19 protein-coding genes are annotated in these 20,321 nt (G+C 59.8%); 8 read left to right on the top strand and 11 right to left on the bottom strand.

Features of this window, described 5'->3' with window-relative positions; all coding sequences use genetic code 11:
- Positions 1-176: 176 nt before the first annotated feature.
- Positions 177-1,352 (top strand): GfdT protein, encoded by a 1,176-nt coding sequence (locus C1896_11895; GenBank protein ID AZZ47647.1) that lies wholly within the window; start codon positions 177-179, stop codon positions 1,350-1,352.
- The gene (locus tag C1896_11890) at positions 1,321-3,918 is read left to right on the top strand and encodes a hybrid sensor histidine kinase/response regulator (protein ID AZZ45530.1); all 2,598 of its coding nucleotides are present in this window, start codon (positions 1,321-1,323) and stop codon (positions 3,916-3,918) included. Before C1896_11895 ends, C1896_11890 begins: the two co-directional genes overlap by 32 nt.
- Before the next feature lie 346 nt (positions 3,919-4,264).
- Here C1896_11890 and C1896_11885 read toward each other — a convergent pair whose 3' ends face one another.
- The 6 genes from C1896_11885 to C1896_11860 all read right to left on the bottom strand — a co-directional run bounded on the left by C1896_11885 (position 4,265) and on the right by C1896_11860 (position 9,515).
- Positions 4,265-4,930, bottom strand: coding sequence for a DNA-binding response regulator (locus tag C1896_11885; GenBank protein AZZ45529.1), 666 nt, complete (start codon positions 4,928-4,930; stop codon positions 4,265-4,267).
- 334 nt (positions 4,931-5,264) lie between these two features.
- Entirely contained in the window at positions 5,265-6,056 is a 792-nt protein-coding gene (locus C1896_11880) for a multidrug ABC transporter permease (GenBank protein ID AZZ45528.1), read from the bottom strand.
- 49 nt (positions 6,057-6,105) lie between these two features.
- Entirely contained in the window at positions 6,106-6,834 is a 729-nt protein-coding gene (locus C1896_11875; protein ID AZZ45527.1) for an ABC transporter ATP-binding protein, read from the bottom strand.
- A complete protein-coding gene (locus tag C1896_11870) occupies positions 6,831-7,802 on the bottom strand; it encodes a hypothetical protein (protein ID AZZ45526.1) in 972 nt (323 codons plus the stop codon). Before C1896_11870 ends, C1896_11875 begins: the two co-directional genes overlap by 4 nt.
- Before the next feature lie 31 nt (positions 7,803-7,833).
- Complete coding sequence (locus C1896_11865) at positions 7,834-8,316, bottom strand: sel1 repeat family protein (GenBank protein AZZ45525.1); 483 nt, start codon at positions 8,314-8,316, stop codon at positions 7,834-7,836.
- A 5-nt stretch (positions 8,317-8,321) separates the two neighbouring features.
- Positions 8,322-9,515: a branched-chain amino acid ABC transporter substrate-binding protein gene (locus C1896_11860; GenBank protein AZZ45524.1), complete on the bottom strand. Its 1,194-nt coding sequence runs from the start codon at positions 9,513-9,515 to the stop codon at positions 8,322-8,324.
- Between the two features lie 153 nt (positions 9,516-9,668).
- Here C1896_11860 and C1896_11855 point away from each other — a divergent pair, with 153 nt between their 5' ends.
- The 4 genes from C1896_11855 to C1896_11840 all read left to right on the top strand — a co-directional run bounded on the left by C1896_11855 (position 9,669) and on the right by C1896_11840 (position 12,573).
- A complete protein-coding gene (locus tag C1896_11855; GenBank protein AZZ45523.1) occupies positions 9,669-10,106 on the top strand; it encodes a copper-binding protein in 438 nt (145 codons plus the stop codon).
- 37 nt (positions 10,107-10,143) lie between these two features.
- Entirely contained in the window at positions 10,144-11,427 is a 1,284-nt protein-coding gene (locus C1896_11850) for a sensor histidine kinase (GenBank protein ID AZZ45522.1), read from the top strand.
- Positions 11,408-12,061 carry a DNA-binding response regulator gene (locus C1896_11845; GenBank protein AZZ45521.1) on the top strand — a complete coding sequence of 218 codons (654 nt, stop codon included), beginning with the start codon at positions 11,408-11,410 and terminating at the stop codon, positions 12,059-12,061. Before C1896_11850 ends, C1896_11845 begins: the two co-directional genes overlap by 20 nt.
- 194 nt (positions 12,062-12,255) lie before the next feature.
- Complete coding sequence (locus C1896_11840; protein ID AZZ47646.1) at positions 12,256-12,573, top strand: EthD family reductase; 318 nt, start codon at positions 12,256-12,258, stop codon at positions 12,571-12,573.
- Here C1896_11840 and C1896_11835 read toward each other — a convergent pair.
- A complete protein-coding gene (locus tag C1896_11835) occupies positions 12,548-14,233 on the bottom strand; it encodes a PAS domain-containing protein (GenBank protein ID AZZ47645.1) in 1,686 nt (561 codons plus the stop codon). The genes C1896_11840 and C1896_11835 overlap by 26 nt on opposite strands.
- 215 nt (positions 14,234-14,448) lie before the next feature.
- Between C1896_11835 and C1896_11830 the strand changes: the two genes are divergently transcribed.
- Positions 14,449-15,444 (top strand): two pore domain potassium channel family protein, encoded by a 996-nt coding sequence (locus C1896_11830; protein ID AZZ45520.1) that lies wholly within the window; start codon positions 14,449-14,451, stop codon positions 15,442-15,444.
- Between the two features lie 34 nt (positions 15,445-15,478).
- Here C1896_11830 and C1896_11825 read toward each other — a convergent pair whose 3' ends face one another.
- From C1896_11825 to C1896_11810, 4 genes are all read right to left on the bottom strand, one after another.
- Positions 15,479-16,018 carry a DUF421 domain-containing protein gene (locus tag C1896_11825; protein AZZ45519.1) on the bottom strand — a complete coding sequence of 180 codons (540 nt, stop codon included), beginning with the start codon at positions 16,016-16,018 and terminating at the stop codon, positions 15,479-15,481.
- 105 nt (positions 16,019-16,123) lie between these two features.
- Positions 16,124-16,768, bottom strand: coding sequence for a 3'-5' exonuclease (locus tag C1896_11820; protein ID AZZ45518.1), 645 nt, complete (start codon positions 16,766-16,768; stop codon positions 16,124-16,126).
- A 122-nt stretch (positions 16,769-16,890) separates the two neighbouring features.
- Positions 16,891-17,541: a pentapeptide repeat-containing protein gene (locus C1896_11815; GenBank protein ID AZZ45517.1), complete on the bottom strand. Its 651-nt coding sequence runs from the start codon at positions 17,539-17,541 to the stop codon at positions 16,891-16,893.
- Positions 17,542-17,687: 146 nt separating this feature from the next.
- A complete protein-coding gene (locus tag C1896_11810; protein ID AZZ45516.1) occupies positions 17,688-19,547 on the bottom strand; it encodes a PQQ-dependent dehydrogenase, methanol/ethanol family in 1,860 nt (619 codons plus the stop codon).
- Between the two features lie 336 nt (positions 19,548-19,883).
- Between C1896_11810 and C1896_11805 the strand changes: the two genes are divergently transcribed.
- Complete coding sequence (locus C1896_11805; GenBank protein ID AZZ45515.1) at positions 19,884-20,321, top strand: cytochrome c-550 PedF; 438 nt, start codon at positions 19,884-19,886, stop codon at positions 20,319-20,321.

Below are 20,321 nucleotides of genomic sequence, written 5' to 3'. Positions count from 1 at the left end.
TAGGGCATCCGTTTTTTTTTATTCAGTGCGCCACGAGCAGCTGCGGCAATAAGCCCCGTACTGTTTCGCCGCTTTGCTACCTTGGCAGGCCGCAGGTGGTACTGAAGTAGCATGTTCGTACCCTATGCCCTGACCAAGAATGGGGTCATACGATAACGGTGTATGGGGTGGCGTGCGTGGTCGAGCAAGAATCCTTAGCGGTGCGCACAGCGATGTCTGAATCGGGGGACGCCGAAACGGTGGCCCAGGACCTGGCTCGCCAGCTGATTCACCCGTATCTCGGCTTCGTCTTGTTTTTCTGCTCTGCCGAGTACGATTTGCCAGCACTGGGTAATGCGCTGCACCAGTACTTCGGTGGTGTACGCATGGTGGGCTGTACATCGGCTGGAGAGATCACCCCCCAGGGCTACGGCCGCAGCTGCGTAACGGCGGTCGGCTTCGACCACCGCAACTTTTCCATCGCCTGCGAGCTGATCGACGAGATGGACCGGTTCAGCCTCACCGATGCGCAGCAACTGGTCGAACGGCTGGGCAGCGATTGCCGCAGCAACTCGCTGGCGCCGATCAAGGATCACAGTTTTGCCCTGACCCTGCTTGATGGGCTGTCCAGCCGCGAGGAGATCGTGCTGTCGGCGCTCAGTGCCGCCTTTGGCAGCATTCCGCATTTCGGCGGCTCGGCCGGCGATGACAATCACCTGACCGACACTCATGTCTATTACGACGGCAAGTTTCACAGCGGGGCGGCGGCGGTCGTGCTGATCAACACCTGGATGGATTTCGAGGTGTTCACCACACATCACATGCTGCCGCGCACTGAGAAGCTGGTGGTGACGCGCGTGGACAGTCACGCGCGTCGCGTCTACGAACTGAACGCAGAACCCGCTGCCGAGGAATATGCACGGCTGGTCGGCGTCGAGGTCAGCGATCTCGATCACCAACTGTTCGCTGCGCATCCGCTGGCAGTGCGCATCAACGAGAACTACTACGTCCGCTCGATCCAGAAGGTCAACGATGACCTCAGCCTGACGTTTTACTGCGCCGTGGAGAACGGCATCGTGATGACCGCGATGCGTCCTGGCCCGCTGATGCCCAACCTCGAAGCCGTATTTGAACGTCTCGAACAGCGTCTCGGCCCGCCCTTGCTGACCATCGGCTGCGACTGCTTTCTGCGGCGGCTGGAGATCGACGGTAACGGCTCCAGCGACGACATCTCAGCCTTCCTACGACGCCAGCAGGTGATTGGCTTCAACACCTATGGAGAGCAGTTCAATGGCATGCATATCAACCAGACCTTCACCGGCGTCGCCATCGGACGGCCAGGTGGACGTGCTGGAGAAAAAAGTGCTCGTTGAGCGACTCGATCGGCAGGCCGAACTCGAGCGCGAAAACCACAAGCTGCGGCGGATCAATGCGGCACTGATCGAGCGTATCGAGTCCAGCAGTACCGGGCGCGATGCGTCTTACGCCGCCTTCCAGCATTCAGTCGAACTGGCTGAACAAGTGCGCGAACGCACCGATGCGTTGAATCAGGCGATGGCAGAACTGAAGGCCAGCAACCGTTTGCTCAGCGACGCACGCCTGAGGGCGGAAACCGCTCATCAGCATTTGGTCGACGCGATCGAGAGCATTTCCGATGCCTTCGTGCTGTTCGACAAGGATCAGCGCATCGTTCTGTTCAATAAGCGCTTCAAGTCGCTCTGGAGCAGAACGCGCGCGCGCATCAACAGCGGTACGCGGCTGTCGGAGCTCAAGCGGTTGGCCGAGAGCAGCGGGCTGATCGCCGAGGAACATCGCGGTAAGGCCAACGAGCCCACCGTCTACCGGCTGCAGAATGGCCGCTGGGTGCAGGTCAGCGAGCGTCCCACGCGCGAAGGTGGCCTGGTGATGCTCTACACCGATATCACCGAGGTGAAGATCAGCGAGACGATGCGTCGCGAGCAGGCCCTGGCGCAGAAGTCCCGCTTGTTGCAGCGTGCCGTAGATAACCTCTCGCAGGGCGTGGCGATGGTCAGCGCCGATGGGGGGCTGGAGCTGTGGAACGGCCGCTTCCTGGAACTCTGCGGCTTGGCGCCCATCGAGGCACACCGGCCATTCGATGAAGTGATGGCTGACAGTGAGCTGAAACTGCTGACACCCAACACTCGGGACGCCGATGGTCAGCCTCTGACTGAGCTCGAACAGCACCTGTTCGATGGTCGCACGCTTGAGGTCCGCACCCATCCGCTACCCACCGGCGGCTTCGTCAACACCTTTACCGACATCACTGAGCGTTACCGCCACGCCGAGGCGCTGCGCGAGAGCGAGCGCTGGATCCGCCTGATTACTGACCACGTGCCGGCGCTGATCGCCTATGTCTCGGCTGACCTGACTTACGAATTCACCAACAAGGTATACGAGGAGTGGTATCGCTGGCCCAGCGAAGGCATGCTCGGCCAATCGTTGCGTGACATCCACAGCGGTGAGCACTGGCAGCAGCTCGAACCCTATATCGACCGTGCTTTGTGCGGCGAAAGCGTCAGCTTCGAGATGGCCGAGCACAACCACTCGGGGCAGCAGCGTTACATGCTGCGCTCTTACGTACCGAACCGTCAGGCTAGCGGCGAGGTCGTCGGCATCTTCGTGCTGATTCAAGACATCACGGATCGCCGGCGCACCGCGGAGGCGCTGCACCAGGCCTACCAGAACCTCGAACAACGCGTCCGTGAGCGCACGGCTGAGCTCACCAGCCTGAACGACCAGCTGCTGTGTGAAATCGACGAACGCGCCCATGCCGAGGCGCGGCTGCGTGAAGCCAAGCGGGAGGCGGAGCTGGCCAACCTGTCGAAAACCAAGTTTCTTGCCGCAGTGAGTCACGACCTGCTGCAGCCGTTGAACGCTGCTCGGCTGTTCACCAGCGCATTGCTGGAGCAACCCACCGCACCCAGTGGCGGGCTGATCCGCAACATCAGCAACTCCCTGGAAGACGTCGAAAACCTGCTTGGCACGCTGGTCGATATATCAAAGCTAGATGCCGGCGTGATCAAGCCGGATATCGCCCCGTTTGCCGTCAGCCAGTTGCTGGAAAACCTGGCGGCGGAGTTTCACCAGATCGCAGGCAGTGAGCAGCTGCAGCTGGACTTCATACCCTGTTCAGCGCTGGTGCGCAGCGATATCCAGTTGTTGGCGCGGATCCTGCGCAACTTGCTGACCAATGCCATTCGCTACACCCCGCATGGCCGCGTGATGCTGGGTTGCCGCCGCCGCAGGCAGAGCCTGTCGATCGAGGTATGGGACACCGGCATCGGCATTCCTGAGGACAAGCTCGAAGAGATCTTTCACGAATTCAAACGCGGCGAGGGCGTGCGTCCTCAGCAGGATCGCGGGCTTGGTCTGGGTCTGGCGATTGTGGAGAAGATCGCGCGCATGCTCGGTCATCGGATTCAGGTGAAGTCGGTTCCGGGGAAGGGGTCCAAATTCGCTATTGAAGTGCCGCTGGCCAAGCGGGCGCCGAAGGCGAGCGTGGAGCCGTCTGTTACGGATCTGCTACTCGAACGGCTCAAAGGTGCGCGGGTCTGGGTGCTGGATAACGACACCGCGATCTGTGCCGGCATGCGCACCCTATTGGAGGGCTGGGGGTGTCATGTTGTGACGGCGTTGTCGGAGCAGGATTTGGCCGGGCAGGTCGATAACTTCCATGCCGATGCAGATCTAATCATCGCCGACTACCACCTCGACAACGGCTGCAACGGCGTCGATGTGGTCGAGACGGTCAACGCGCGGCGTGCCAGTCCACTACCGGCGCTGATGATTACGGCCAACTACAGCAATGAACTCAAGCAGCAGGTCCGGGAGTTGGGCCACATGCTGATGCACAAGCCGGTGCGGCCGATGAAGCTGAAGACTGCCATGTGCCACATGATGGAACACGGCCATTCTTAGAACAGCGCCAGGCTCGATCGACAAGTGCTCGGCGTCGCTGACGCCGTTAGCCAATCGCTAGGCGCGAGCCCCGTGATTGCCAGCAAGCTGGCTCCTACATAGGGTGGCGGAGACCGTATCGTATTACGGGAGGTCCTGCGTTTACGACTTGGTGAACGTCACGCACAAAGCAGACGGTAGGGCGCAGTCTCGTTGGAGCGAGCTTGCTCGCGATCCGCTGCTACGCGGGATCCCCTTGATCGCCAGCAAGCTGGCTCCTACGGGATGCGGCGTCAGCCAGTGATCCGGGTCCTACAAGGGATTAGGTTTATCGCAGAGGCGAGCGTAGCTGCGTGGGTGTTGGTTATCACCTGCGCAGATACGCGGTGAAGTCGATATCACCCGCCGAGAGGATGGCTTGTACGCGGTTGTGCACGTTGAGCTTGCGCAGGATAGCCGAGACATGAGCCTTGACCGTGGTTTCGGCGATATCGAGGTTGTAGGCAATCTGCTTGTTGGATTCGCCCTTGGTCATGCGTTCGAGCACCAGTAGCTGCTTGCGGGTCAGTGCCTGCAACAGCTCGGGCGCGATGCTCTGTTCGTTGTGCTGGGAGCGGCGGGTATTGGCTTTCTGGCTGCGGATGATGTCCGAAGGCAGGTAGACATTGCCGTTGAGGATTTGCTCGATGGCTTCGGTCATCTGCGCGCGTGGCGATGACTTGGTGATGAAGCCGCACGCGCCGTAGGTGATGGCCTGCAGCACCACTTGCTTGTCCTGCTCGGCAGACACGATCACCACTGGAATGGTCGGCGCCTCGTTGCGCATGTTGATCAGGCCGTTCAGGCCGTGCATGCCGGGCATATTCAGGTCGAGCAGCACCAGGTCGAGATCGTCATTTTCCAGCGTCATCGCCAGCGCACTGTCCAGATCGGCGGTTTCAAGGATCTCGCTGCCTGGAAAGCCGTCCTGGATGACGTTATGGATGGCTTCACGAAAAAGCGGGTGGTCATCAGCGATCAGTATCTTGTACATGGCCGGTCACCTCATTGTTGTGATTATGGTGGGGTAGATCGGAAGAGACCTTTAGTGTGCGCGGCTTCGGTCGACAATGGCAGCCATTGTGCGGCGCCTATTCGATCAGAAGCTGTTCACCCACAAGCTTGCCCAGTCCGGGGAAAGAAAACCATCGGCGCAAACAGCCGTGGCGTCTTCTGCACTGCAAGCCCCTGCGATCTGCAGCGAACCCGGTTGGCTTTGGCATGCCCAGCTTTTCAGTACTTCGGTCGGCCACATTACAGTGCAAAGTGCAGCGGTTTGAAATCCTACGATCGACAGGGAAATCAGTACTAAAGTAGCAGAGAACGGCTTAGGTAGCCCGGCGTAGCGCGGCGTGCTGCGGATTGAAACTGAGCACCGCAAGCAGACTGAAGAGCAGCGTCAGGCCAAGGCACACCGCCAGCGCCAGCGGATTGAGCCGTTCATACAGTGCAAAGCGAACCAACTCCACCGCGTAGGTAAAGGGGTTAAACGAGCAGATCCAGAACAACCATTCACTGGCTTCGCGCATTTTCCAGAGTGGATAGAGCGCCGACGACAGAAAAAACATCGGGAAGATGACGAAATTCATCACCCCGGCGAAGTTTTCCAGCTGCCGAATGCCGTTGGATAACAACAGCCCCAGCGCACTCAGCAGCAGCGCCACCAGCAAGAGGGCTGGTAGCGCTGTCAGCAGGCCGGCCGCAGGCGGTTGGACGCCGTAGAACCAGGCGATAAGTAGGAACGCATAGACCTGCAGCAGCGAGATCAGCGCAGTCGCCAATAGCTTGCTCGCCAGCAGAAAACTGCGCGGCAGCGGACTGGTCAGCAGCACGCGCATGCTGCCCATCTCGCGGTCATACACCATCGAGAGGGAGCCCTGCATGCCGTTGAACAGCAGGATCATGCAGGCCAGGCCCGGCACGATCCAGGTCTCGTAGGTGATATAGGTCTCGTAGGGTTCGATAATGGCGATGCCCAAGGCGGCGCGAAATCCGGCAGCGAACACCACCAGCCAGAGCAGCGGGCGCACCAGGGCGCTGAAGAACCGTGAGCGCTGCTGAACGAAGCGCAGCCACTCGCGAAACACGATTGCTCGCAGGCATTCCCAATAGGGGGTCATGGCCGGGATTCCTGAATTGAGGCGGGGCATACGGCTTGAACGGGACACATCACGCCGGCACCGCGTTGCGAGTGAGACGGGCAAAGGTCTGCTGCAGGCTGCCATCGGCAGCAGCCAGCTCATCAGCGCGACCCTGCGCTACGAGGTTGCCGCGATTGAGGATGATCAGCTCGTCACTTGCCTGGACCTCGTCGAGCAGGTGGGTCGTCCAGAGCACGCTCATGCCTTGCTCGTTGCAAAGCGATCTCACATGATCGTTGAGGTTCTGGCGGCTGGCCGGATCGAGCCCCGCACTGGCTTCATCGAGCAGCAGCAGGCTCGGCTTGTGGAGGAGGGCACGGGCGATTTCCACTCTTCGGCGATGGCCGCCATTGAGTTCGCGCACCTTGCTTTTGCGGCGCTCGCTCAATTGCTGGCGATCCAGCTCCACTTCGATCCGGTCATTGGCAACCTTGCGCGGCATGCCATGCAGGGCGGCGTGGTAGCGCAGGTTCTGCTCGACGCTGAGATCCAGATCCAGCGTGCTTTGCTGGAAGACCACCCCAAGTCGCCGCAAGGCTTCGCGCGGCTGGCTGCGCAGACTGAAGCCGGCCACCTGGATGTCGCCCTGCTGCAAGTCGTACAGGCGCGTCAGCAACGCGATTAGTGTCGATTTGCCAGCTCCGTTGGGGCCGAGCAGGGCGGTAAAGCCTCCGGACGCCGTGTTGAAACTCACATCGTGCAGCGCCTGACGTTCCCCGTAGGCGAAGCTGACACGCTCAACCCGCAGCGCGGTCATGGCGCGACCACCACGCCCCAGGGGTAACGTCCGACCTTGATCGATTTAATCACCTTGAGCGAGTCCACATCGATCACTGAAACATCGCCGCTGACGCCATTGGTGGTCAGCAATTGACTCTCATCGAGGTTGAACGCCATGTGCCAGACCCGGCGGCCCACCAGCAGGTAGTCGAGCACCTCATAAGTCTTCGCATCGACCACGGCGATATGGTTGGCCGGGCCGAGCGCGACGAACGCGTATTTGCCGTCCGAACTTAGCTTGATGCCGACCGGCTGGACCTTGTCCGGATGCACGCCTTTGACCTTGAAGTTCAGCGTCTTGATGATTTCGCGCTTTTCAACGTCGACGACGCTTACCGTTCCGCCAATCTCCGACGAGGCCCAGAGCAGCGTGCTGTCCTTGTTGAACTCGACATGGCGCGGGCGCTGGTCGACCAGGGTGTTGTCCACCAGCTGGTTGGTACTGGTGTCGATCCAGTGCAGCATGTTGGTGGTTTCGCTGGTGTTCACCGCCCATTTGCCGTCTGGGCTTACGCCCATGCCCTCTGGCTCGACGCCAACGTCGATCTGCGCCAGTACCTCCTCGTTGTCGACGTCGACCACCGTTACCAGCGCATCGTCCTCGTTGGAGATGTACAGCCACTTGTTGTTCGGGTGCAGGGCGAACTGCTCGGGATCCGCGCCGGATGGCAGTTGCTTGATGATCTTCCGGGTTGCCAGGTCCATGACCTGAACCGTGTCCGAGTCGCTGGCGCAGATGTAGAGCAGCTTGTTGTCGCGTGACAACGTCAGCCCGCGCGGACGCTGGCCAACCTCGAGCGTCTCGACCGTTTCCAGCGTATCCAGATCGATCACACTGACGGTGTCGTCTTTTTCGTTCGACACATAGGCAGTGGCCGCCAGAGCGGATGCACTGGTGCAAGCGAACGCGCAGGAAATGGCAGCAGCAAGGAGTGTTCGGGGCATGGATAGATTCTCTTGTTGTTGTGTTAACCGCTCAGCGGGCAATTTGATTCGGTGACTGATCCATACGCAGCAAGTATTCGTCCGCTTCGCTCTGACCGCCTTCGGATGCACGTTCCAGCCACATTCGCGCGGCCTTCGGGTCTTTTTTCACACCGCGCCCTTCGGCTAGCGCTGTACCCCAGTGGTACCGGGCCAGGCTCACATAGCTGGCCTCATCGGGCTGATTGGCGCCGCGTTCCATGAGCGCAGCGGCTTTGTCCAGATCCACCGGCACGCCCGACCCAGACTCGTACATCTGCGCCAGCCAGATCATCGAATACACGTCGTTCCAGCGCGCGATGCAGTCCTCGAATATCTGCCTGGCAACGTCGAAATTTCCGGTCTTGGCAGTGACGTAGCCGTACATGCATTTGATCCGCTTCGGGCTGTCGATGTAGGCGTCATACCCCAGCTCGCTGGCGCTCGCGGTGTGCGCCAAACCGCTAAATAACAGACCGCAGATGCAGCGGGACATGACTCTCATCGGCTCGCCTCGCTCAACCGGCATTTGCTCTCCGGACGATCGAACCCCAGGGTATCCAGTTCACTGGTGGGGTGCAGGAAGCCCTCCTGGGGCGAGTTGGATACCAGACCACGTGGATGCACGAGCGGGATCGGCTGGCGCAGCTGGCCGTTCCAGGGCCGGAACGTCAGCTTGCGGCCTTTGAATCCATCGACCGGCAGCGTCTCGCTCAGCGATATCTGGCGTATTGCGTCGGGGTCGGCGGTGCCGAGCTTGGTGATTGCCGTGGCGAGGCTGCGCACGCCGATCCAGACAGCGAAATCGCGGTCGTTCATCCAGCGATTGGCATGTGCTTCGAAGCGCTTCTGGAGCTGCGCAGCGCCATAGGTTTCGACCGTTTTATGCCAGCCTGTCGGGATCAGGCCCTGCGTGCCCACTACCGGCCGCGGAAGCCAGGTGTGGTAGGGCACGTACTCGCCGAAGTCGCCGCGCTCATCAGCCACCACGACCACGTCGTACTCGCCAGCTTGAGTGAACAGGGGCATGTCGGCTTGAGCTGTGCGCCGCTGGTCGTTATCGAAGGTCCAGGGCTTCTCTTCGATGATCTTGTGGCCGAACCGTTTGGCGGCACGCTTGATCGCCTCGGCATAGGCCTGATCCTCCTCGGTCGGCCCGCTGATCAACAGCCAGCGGTTCCAACGGCGCACGGCAAGGAACTGCCCCAGCGCGTCGGCCAACATACTGCGGCTTGGAAGGGTATGCAGCACGTTACCCAGGCAGCGGGTCGTTCGCAGTTCGTCATCGGGGCTGCCGGCGTTGATCAGCAGGCTGTCCGGCATGGCAGAGGCTAGCGCTTCCAGGCTTTTAGCGGGCGCATTCACGACGAACAATCGAACCCCCTGATCATGCAGCTGCCGGGCCTCGTTCTGGAGTTGCTCTGGTGTTTCGGCCGTGATGCTATTCAAGGCATAGCTGTGTTTGAGGAAACGTCCTGTGCTGTTGCTGTCGGCAATGGCCAGTTCGGCACCGCTCAAGCCGGCATCAACCGGCTCGGGGATCACGTTGGATAGCAGAGGGCCTGGGTCCGGGCGGTAGCCTAGGTAACCGATGCGCACCGAGAGTTCTGGCTCCGCTGCGCCTGCGTCACTGACGAAAGCGGCGCAACAGGCGAGGGTGATCAAGCAACGGATGCGGAAAGAAAGAGGGCGCATGGACGACTCCTATGGCGTTGCGGTCAGCATAGGAACCCTGTCGGGGCGGGGGAATATGCAGAAAGTACCAGCTGCTGTGTACCAAGGTAGTAAACCGGCGCCCGGCGGCCGCCTCTAGCATAGAACCGTGCATAACAATAACGAGAAGACCCCATGCCTCCATTCAAAGCGCTCACCCTTCAGCTCCTGTTGATTGCCAGCCTGATCGGCTTCGATCAGGTGCTTGCCGCCGGTGACCTTACCCGTCGCACGCAATCGCTGCCGGATCTCAGATTCGGTTCCGAAGAAAGCGATTACGCGGTCTCGCAGAAGGAGTACCAACTCGAGACCGGCGTGGCCTATCAACTCAAGGTCATCGCCGAAGGCCAGAAAGAATGCGCTTTCCAGGCACCGGAGTTTTCGCAGGCAATCTTCCTGCGCAAGGTCGAAGCCGGAGGCGTGGAAATCAAGGCTGTGACTTTGGTCGAGCTTGAATTCGAAGAAGCCGGTGAGGCGGAAATCTTTTTCCTGCCGATCAAGCCCGGCCGTTACCCCTTCTATTGCAAAGGGCTGCAGAACAAGGGCATGGAAGGAAGCTTCTTGGTCAAGTAGCGCATCAACCTGCTGCCCTTAAAAGCGGACATTGAGCATGTCAGCACTCTGGCGTATCAGCCTGCTGGTCTCGCTGTTTTTTAGCCTGGTTGCGGCCGTCTGCTTGGCTGTACTGCTGCGTCAGGCCAGTCAAGACGTCAGCCGCGAACTGGCGGCGGCGGGTGCCGTGCTCAGCTATCTCACCGATGTAGCGGAGCGCGATCCCGCTGCACTCCAGCCTGAGCTGACGCGGCACTTGCGGCATGTTCAGGTTCGCTGGTTGGGCCCAGGTGTCCCAAGCCGCGAGGTCCGCCCGCAGCGAAGCACCTGGCTCGAGATCCTGTTGTATCCCGCCGAGCTGCCCCCGCCGCTGACTGTGCAGATGCCAGAGGGTCGAACCTTGCAACTGAGCGTCGATCCCCGAGACGAGATCGAGGAAGTCGAGGAATCCCTGCTACAGCTGTTGGCATGGTTCGGCAGTGCGTTATTGCTGAGCCTGCTGGCGATCCGGTGGGCTGTCAGGCCTGCGCTGGGCGTGCTGAACGAGTTGCTTGCCGCCTTTGGCCAGGTTTCCCAAGGCCGTCTCGATATGCGTCTGCCGAGCCACTCCCTGCTGGAGGCACAGCAGTTATCCGGGCATTTCAACCGCATGGTCAGCGCCTTGGAGTACACCCGGCGAGAAAACGATGACCTGACGCGCTCGTTACTGGAGCTGCAGGAGCGTGAGCGCACACAGCTCGCCCAGGCGCTGCATGATGATCTTGGGCAATACCTGGCCGGTATCCGCGCCCAGGCTTGCTTGCTACAGGCGATAAAAGACCAGCCGCAACTGGTCAGCACAACCGCACGCACTCTGGATGATCACTGCGAACAATTGCAGGACGGTTTTCGCAGGCTGACGCGCGAGCTCTATCCCGTGATGCTCGACCATTTGGAATTGCCTGAAGCAATACACCTGTTGGCCGAGCAGTGGCAGAGCGCGCAAGGGATCACGTTGCGCGTGCAGATCGACCGGCGCATTCCCTCCCTTGCGCTGAACAAGAAAGAACAGCTGTACCGTTTGCTGCAGGAATCGCTCACAAATGTGGCCAAGCATGCCTGTGCCAGCTTCGTGTTCATTCGCCTGCGCATGAACGGCGGTCGGCTGCGGCTGCTCGTGCGTGACAATGGCCACGGACACGGCGCACCCGGACGGCCCGGCATTGGCCTGCGTTCGATGCATGAACGTGCCCGGGCGCTGGATGGCCGGTTGATCGCGTGCGGGCGAGTAGGTTACGGCTGGGTGGTCTATCTGGACATTCCGATCAGGGAGTCATGCTCCAATGAAGATCCTTCTCGTTGACGATCACGCCGTAGTCCGCCAGGGCTACGCTGCGCTACTACGCGTCTTGCTACCCGACGTTCAGGTCATTGAGGCCTGCGATGGCGAGGAGGCCTTGGCCAAAGCTCTGGAGGTGGCCCCAAGCCTGGTCATCATGGATGTCGGACTACCCGGCATCAGCGGCGTCGAAACCACACGGCGCCTGTTGCAGCGGCTGCCACAACTGCGCGTGCTGTTCTTTAGCATGCACGACGAATTACCCCTGGTGCGCCAGGCACTGGATGCCGGAGCCGCCGGCTATATCACCAAGAGCTCATCGCCGGAGGTGCTCTTGGACGCGGTACGCCGTACCTTGGCCGGTCACGCCTACATCGAACAGACGCTGGCCACCCAATTGGCACGCAACCCGGTGGCGGCTAATGCGCAGGATCCACGCTTGCAAGGAATGACACAGCGTGAATTCGAAATCTTCGTAATGCTCGCCAAGGGCACACCGGCGCGACTGATCGCCGAACGGCTTTGCATCAGTGGTAAGACGGTGTCCAACTACCTGACGCTCCTCAAGAGCAAGCTGCAGGTCAGCTCGCATGCGGAGCTGGTTCATCTGGCCATTGATACCGGTATTGTGCGGGTAGGTGATCGAGCAGCCAGTTAGCTCGGTTCGCAGCGTTTTGATGGGCCTGACTTCGCTGGTAACGGTGCGGGTTAGCAGTACGTTCTGTAAAAACCTTAATCCTCTGCGATTGTCAGAGCTCGGGCATTTCGGTGTCGTATCTGGCCGACGATGCTGCTTTGGAAACGGTAGCAAGCGATCCCATTTCTCCACTCTCTAGATAGAGGCAAATGAGCATGATCAAAGTCAGCGTGATGTACCCCAATACCCCTGGTGCGAGGTTCGATCACGATTACTATCGCGACAAGCACCTACCGTTGCTCAAGGCCCGTATGGGCGATGCCTGCCTCTATTACACGATCGACAAGGCCATTTCCGGGCGCACTCCAGATGAACCGGCGCCCTACGTTGCGATGTGCCACATTTTCAGCGAATCGGTCGAAGCCTTTCTGGCGGGTATCGGTCCTCATGCAGAGGAGATTGTTGCGGACATCGCCAATTACACCGACCTGACGCCGGTCCGGCAGATCAGTGAGGTAGTGGTAGGGCACTGACGGTCGCTTGGACAGCGCCGGGCATCGCCATGACCCGGTTCCGTCCGCCGTCCTTGGCCAGGTAAAGCTGCCTGTCGGCGTGCTGCATGAGGCCGTCCAGGTCACTGGCCTGTAAAGGAAAATGCGCGACGCCGACCGACATGGTCAGGCGAAGCAGTCCGGCACGAGTCGCCAGTGATTGAGCCGCGAACTGCCGGCAAAGCTGAGCCAGCTTTTCCAAGGCTTCGGCCGGCTGAGTACACGGCAATACCAGCAAAAACTCCTCTCCACCGATACGAAAGACCGCATCGGTGTTGCGCAACCTACTCAACAGAAATGCGGCCACGCCCTTTAATGCGTCATCGCCAGCTGCGTGACCATGGGTGTCGTTCAGTCGCTTGAAATGATCCAAGTCGACCATCGCCAATGCGATAGGCGTGTCATCACGCTGCGCACGGGCCGCTTCGCGGGCGAAGAACTCTTCCAGGTGACGGCGGTTGTACAAGTCCGTCAGTGGATCACGGAGAGCCTGGTCCTGTAGGGTTCTATGAAGGCTGGAAATAGTCTCCAGCTGCTGTTTGCTAAGTGCCAATGCTTCTGCCAGTTGCTGCTGGCTGCGCTGGAATTCAGTGATATCGCGCAGATAAAGCATCTGCCCTAGGGTCACCGTTCCTTCGCGTGTCGAGCGACAAATCGCACGGACACGTACCTCGAAGTGCTGTTGCCGTGCGTCGACGCTTACCTGCTGCGGTGCGCCTCCAGGCTCCGTCTGCTGCAATATGCCGTCCAGCGTGTCGCCTATATAGGGCCATTGCGCCAACGCGCAGCCATGCCAGCCCTTTTTCAGGTCCGCCATGCGAAGTGCAGCTGGGTTGGCCTCGATTACTCGGCGTTGTGGGTCGATCACCAATACCGGGTCCATCAGCGCATCGAGCAGCAGGTGGCGCGCCACTGGCAGCAGGTCGAACAGCCGCAGCCCGCCGATCAGCCAGCCGAAACCCGCAACGGTCAATGCGAAGCTGAACGGTGTCGGATCGAAGCCGAATAGGGTCCAGCCAAAAGCGACATAACTGATATTGGCAGCCCAGGGAATCGTGGTCAGCATCAGGAAAATCAGGTAGTGCCGTCGATGCAAGCCGCTGCTGAGCGCCGCTGCACGCAGCGTGATACCGATGCAGAAAACCATGAAGGGGTAGCCGTAAGCCGCCGCCAGATAGAATAACGGCCCGTGCTGGTAGGCAATCGGCGCATTGGGCTCTGATGAGATCGGCGAGCTGTCCAAGCCGTAGAACAGTAAATGCCAGGGGTTGCTCACTGCCAGCAACCAGAACACCACTGGCATCACCATCGAGGCAATGACGGGGAGCGGTCTTAAGGGGCTACGGATGCTGTGGACGTATTGCCAGAGAAATACCGACCAGAACGTCGGGACGCCGAGAATGGCGGGCCAGGCCATGCCTGCCCAGAACATTTTGCAAGCCTGCTGGTGAACACTCATTTCCAACGCAGCAACGCCGAGCCACCAGAGGATGGCCAGATGCATCAAGGTGAAAGCGGAGCTGCCGGCAAATTGTGGCTGATGGCGGACCCAGCGTGCCAATACCGCGACGCCGAGGCCAACTAGCAGCGCCATCAGCACGGGGGCTGAAAAACTCCACTCTGAATTCAAGCAGGCCGACATCGAGCCGTCCTCTGGCAAGTCGATACGTGCGCGGATGCGCGAATTGTGCGCGGCGAAGATACCTGAAAGCGATGTTACTGACATGAATGATTGTAGTGGCGTTGTGCCTGCTCTGTTGGTTCAGCCACTGGAAAGCGCTAACCGGCTCTGAACTAACAACGGCTGGCTACTTCATAACTTCTGAACACTATGCGATGGAGCAATACGGCGGCCCTATGGTTTTTCTTGTCTTGGGAATTTTGCTTTTTCTGTTCACGGCGGCAGATATCACCAAAACCACGCTGTCGACGCGCGGTGGTGGGACTATCACCAATATCGTTTCCAAGAGCGTATGGCGTTGTTTCTTCGCCGCGGCCGGTCGGCGAGGGGAGGCGAAGTTGCTGGAGTATGCAGGCCAATGCGTGCTGCTGTTGGTGCTGCTGACCTGGATTGCCTGTCTATGGCTCAGTCTGTTTCTGATGCTTGCGTCGGACCCGGCCTCGGTGATCAATGGCACGACCAAGGCGGCCGCGGACCTCTGGGAAACCTTCTACTACGCCGGCTTTACGCTTTCGACGCTGGGCGTAGGCGATTTCGCAGCCTCAAACGACGCCTGGCGGGTATTGACCAGTGCTGCAGCCTTTTGTGGGCTGACCTTCATCACGGCTGCGATCACCTACATCGTTCCGGTACTGTCGGCTGTCAGCTTGCAAAACCAGCTTAGTCTGCTCATCAGTAGCATGGGACGGACACCGCAGGAGATCTTGGTCAACAGTTGGAACGGGTCTGATTTTTCGCGTTTTTATGACAATGCCAGCGACATACGGCAGATGCTGGTCGAGCACACCCTCAACCATCACGCCTATCCGGTGATTCGTTGCTTTCATAACAAACAAGCAGAAAAGAACGTCATCCCCGCTGTGGCGAGCCTGAACGAGGTGCTGCAGTTGCTTGAAGAGGTCGCTGACGACGTACCGCAGGACACGCTGAAACACAAGATGCTCGTGTCGGCGCTGGACCAGCATGTTGAGATGCAGCGTTCCAACTACCTCGGCCAGGTGAATAGCCACGCCCAGCTTCCGATCATGGATCTCGCGTCGCTGAGCGATGCCGGAATACCGCTTAAATCGAATGCGGCTCAAATGCTCAACGCACCGGAGCGGCGCCGGTTGTTGGCCGCATTACTGGAAGCGGATGGCTGGGAATGGCACCACGTTTACCCGCGCGACTGACGAGGCGGTGCGTCAATACCAAAGCTTCGATGGCCTAAAGCTCAATGTTCCGGGGGCCCGGCGTCATGACCCCGGATAGGCTCGAACGGCTATCGCGAGAACCTTTTTTGATCACACTGAAGCTGCCATCGGTCTCCAGAATGACCGCTTCAACCTCATCGATAGCAGAGAATCCGCTAGAGCGTATCGCCGAGCGGACCTCATCTTCAGTGACCCGAGCCGCGCGCATGGCACTGCCTAGCATCTGCCCTTGATATAGCAGCAGCGCTGGTTCGCCAGTGACCAGCTTGCGTACCCAACCGACTCTTACGCTGGACCAGGTGACGAGATACTGCAATCCGATCAGCAGCGCCAATGCCAGGGTGCCTTCGGCAAGCGATACATCGCGGTTCAGCAAAATGGTGGCGAACGTCGATCCCAGGGCTACCGTGACGATCAGGTCGAATGCGTTCATCTTGGAGAGCGTACGGCGGCCGGAAATACGCAACAGTACGATCAGGTTGATATAAGCCAGGATGCCAATGACCAGGGTGCGGACCAGTGTCGACCAGCCGCTGAAAAACATACCTTCCACATCTATCTCCTTTGGAGTCTGCCCTTGGTAGACGCCATCGAGGTAGATGGGTTGCACCTTCAGTAGGAGGAAGAAGGTATTCCTTCGTATCGACCAGCTGCGCTGTCAGCTGTCCAGCTGTTTGGCCGGGACGATCCGGTCATGCAGAACGCGTTCGGCGTCGTCGCCCAAGGCAAGGAATACGCTAAGTGCGGCGTAGGCATCGTTCGCCGCATACAGCCGCTGCGCATCGGTAAGAGAACGGTTGCTCCAGTTCGACGTGGATACGCTGCGCGATTTGCTCACTCGCGTACCCAATACCGCTGCAACCGCGCCGCGTAGTCCGACCTGTCCCTTTTTGCCCTGGTAGCGCAGGGTTGTGCCCAGGTCGATGAAGTGCACCATCTCGATACCCAGGCGGTTGCGCAATCGGCTGCGGTCGGTACTCAGCCCGAACCCCACCTTCAATACCTGAGTTGACTGGAGCACCGCTCTGACGGCTTCGCTACAGCCATCCAAGCCGACCTTGAACAGGTAGCCTTTCTCGGGGCTGGCAAACTGAATCAAATGCGGCCCCGTCGATACTTCACCCACCTTGAAGGTCGGTTTGGACTCGGTATCGAAGCCGACCTGCGGCCAACCGAGCAGCTCGTCCTTGGCTTGGCTGAAGGCTTCGGGGGTTTCGGGGGTGATGATCTGGTCCAGGTGAAGGCCATCGAAGCGGGGCAGGGCGTCCAGTTCGACGACCTGTGGGATACGGATGATGCTCATGAGGGGTTCCGGCGAGCGCTGACTAAAGCAGCAAAGTGCAGTGGTGTCGTTGATGCAGGCGAGACTAGCGCACAACGTCACCAGACGCATGTTTGATGCGGATGACGAGGCCGGCGTACCCCTTACTTTTCCCAGTCAATCGGGCAATCGATGCAGCTTTCCATATGGGTGCCTTGAAAGGTTGCATAGTGACGGCGTGCCCCGGTCAGGGTGGCCTCTGCGAGGTTGGCATCGTTGAACTTGCCTTCTTGCAGGTTCGCGTCGGTCAGCGTTGCGCGTGCGAGATCGGCCTTGCTGAGCCAACTCATTTCCAGGTTGGCGGCAGTTAGATTTGCACCCTGCAATTTCGCCCCACTCAAACGCGCAAACTCGAGGTTTGCTGCGGTCAGGTTGGCCCCGTTGAAGCGTGCGGCCTGAGCGAACAGGCCCCATCCCTGAATCGCGACCAGGTGCGCATTGGTGAGATTCGCCACCCGCAGGTTGGCTTGTTGCAGGCTGGCGCGGGTGAGGGTGGCGCCGGTCAGGTCTGCCTTTTCCAGATTGGCCAGATCGAGATTGGCATGACGCAGGTTGGCAGCGGACAGATTGGCACCGGCCAGGTCCATCTTGCGCATGTCCTGATTGCTCAGGTCGGCGTTACGAAGGTCGGCGTTGCGGCATCTGCTTTCCGGCTGGATGACGCAGCCATTGATGATGATCGGCTGATCGTCATCAGCGAGAAGGGACGTGCTGGCGAGCAGTGCAAGGGGCAGCAAAAGAAGAGTCGGGTTCATGGCAGTTCCGTATTCGAAGGGGAAAGGGACAGCCGACGTGTGACGGATCGGTGAACCGGAGAGCGCCAACCCTTGCGGTTCAACCGAGTTGGCTACGCCAGCTGTGCAACGCGAGAGGCTGCGCCGCACCACGGCGCAGCCCAGACTTAGCGTTTAGCGGTCGAGTTGTCCCAACTCGGGATCCGGAACACCCAGAACGAGCCGCCTTGCGCGACAGGCTTGGTCAGCGCTGCCATGTCGCCGCCCCACAGCGGCACGGCGCCACCGTAGCCGACGGTCACTCCGATGAATTGCTCACCGTCCTGCTCCCAGGTGATGGGCGGGGCGATGATTCCGCTGCCGGTCTGGAATTTCCACAGCTCTTCGCCGGTTTTAGCGTTGAACGCTTTCAGGTAACCATCACCGGTCCCGGTGAATACCAGGTTGCCCTGGGTGGCAAGCACACCCGCCCAGAGCGGCAGCGGCTCCTTGTGCTCCCAGGCAACTTTGCCCGTGGTGGGATCCATGGCGCGAAGAATGCCGACGTGATCGTCGTACATGCGCTTGATGCGGAAGCCCTGACCGAGATAGGCATTACCCTTCTTGTAGCTGACCTCTTCGGTCCAGTAGTCCTCTTTCCAATGGTTGGCGGGGACGTAGAACAGCCCGGTGTCCTGGCTGTAGGCCATGGGGTTCCAGTTTTTACCGCCCAGAAAGGGCGGTGAAACCTCGACTGACTTGCCGTGCGCTTCGCCTGGCTCCGGCAGCGGTGGGCGCTGACCTTCATTCTCGACAGGTCGTCCGGTCTTCATGTCGATGTGGCTGGCCCAGGTGATGTTGTCGACGAAAGGGAAGGCGTTCTGCAACTTGCCATCCTCGCGATCGACCACGTAGAAGAAGCCATTGCGGTCGGCATGAGCCGTCGCCTTGACGGTTTTCCCATCCTTGTTTTTGTAGTCGAACAGCACCAGCTCATTGTTGCCAGAGAAATCCCAGGCATCGTTGGGGGTGTGCTGATAGAACCACTTCACTTCGCCCGTGGTGGCGTCGACACCGACCTGCCCGGAGGTATAGAGGCTGTCGTAGTCCTTCGGCTCGCCGCCATCGGCGGTGCGCGCCCAACCGTTCCAGGGCGCCGGGTTTCCCGCACCGACGATGATGGTGTTGGTCTCGGCATCGAAGCTCGCGCTCTGCCAAGGCGCGCCGCCACCCTGGCTCCAGGCCTCTTTCTTGCCAGTGGGCGAATTGGGGTCATCAGGCCAGGAGGGCGCTTTGACGTCCCCGGTCGGTGTGCTGTCTTTGCCGTTGAGACGGCCCACATGGCCCTCGACGAAGGGACGCATCCAGACTTCCTCGCCGGTCTCTGGATCGCGGGCGAACAGCTTGCCGACGATTCCGAATTCGTCGCCCGAGCTGCCATGAATCAACAGCACCTTGCCGCTTTTCTGGTCCTTGATCAGGGTTGGTGCGCCAGTCATGGTGTAGCCCGCGCCGTGGTCACCGAACTTCTTCTTCCAGACGACCTTGCCGGTGTCCTTGTTCAGCGCGACCACCTGGGCATCCAGCGTGCCGAAGTAGATCTTGTCACCATAAATCGCCGCACCTCGGTTGACGACGTCGCAGCACGGGCGGATGTCCGCAGGCAATCGGTGCGCGTAGCTCCAAAGCCGTTTGCCTGTGCGCGAATCGAGCGCGAACACGCGCGAGTAAGAGCCCGTCACGTAGATCACACCGTCATGCACGATGGCCTGGGATTCCTGTCCCCGCTGCTTCTCGTCACCAAAGGAAAAGGACCAGGCCGGCGTCAGTTTGAAGACGTTTTCATCATTCACCTGATTCAGCGGGCTCCAGCGCTGGGCATTGGTGCCCAGGCCGTACTGCAATACGTTTCCGGTCGAAAGATGGTCGTTGGCGATGTCGTCCCAGGTGACGTTCTTGGCGTCTGCCAAGCCGCTGAGTGAGAGACCGCCAATCAGAACGGCGATGGCGAGAGGGCGTTTGCTGCCCAGGGGGGGTGTTGTTGTCATGGTTGGTTTCCCTTGGTCGATTCGGACGAGGCCAGTTGCTGTGCTCGCTACACGAGTTGTGCGAGAGGCTGGTCAGGCGATTCGATTATTGGGATGGGATCGCGGCGGCTGATACGGAAAAGCTCCCGCTGATTTAGGGAAAACTTCCCAATCCGCCTGTGTTTTCGTTCTGCTACCTGGGTTCTGCGCCGATGCCGCATGAGGCCCTACTACCAAGGGAGGAGAATCCGACAACCAAAGCACGATTCTGCCACGTGGGCGTAATGCCCAAGATGACCACCATGCGCTCCAAGTGGGGCTGCCTTGCTCAGGTATTCGAAAACAACGGTGGTAGTCATGAATAATAAAACTGAACTGCGCGCACTTTTTGCTGCTGGTCTGCTCGGCTTCGCCGGCTTTGCCTTCGCCCACGGTGACGTCACGCCGCAGAAGGTGGAGACCAAGGGGTTGTCCCCGCTGGGTGAAGAGTGGGTCGATGAAAACCCGTACCGGGCGCCCAGTGAAGACCATGACAGGGCCGTTGAAATTGGCTCATCGGCCTACAACCAGAACTGCGCCCGCTGCCATGGCCTCGAGGCAATCTCTGGCGGCATCGCACCGGATCTGCGTGAACTGGAAGCCAGCTATGACGGCGACGAGTGGTACAAGGAGCGCGTGATCAACGGTGCTGTTCGCGATGGCGCCGTCTACATGCCCCGCATGGCCGATTACCTCAGCCAGGAAGCGCTCTGGGCCATCCGTACCTACATCGAAAGCGAAGCTGCCAAGCGGTGA

The organism is Pseudomonadaceae bacterium SI-3 (assembly GCA_004010935.1).
Lineage (GTDB): Bacteria > Pseudomonadota > Gammaproteobacteria > Pseudomonadales > Pseudomonadaceae > Stutzerimonas.
This window is presented reverse-complemented; position numbering and strand designations above follow the sequence as displayed.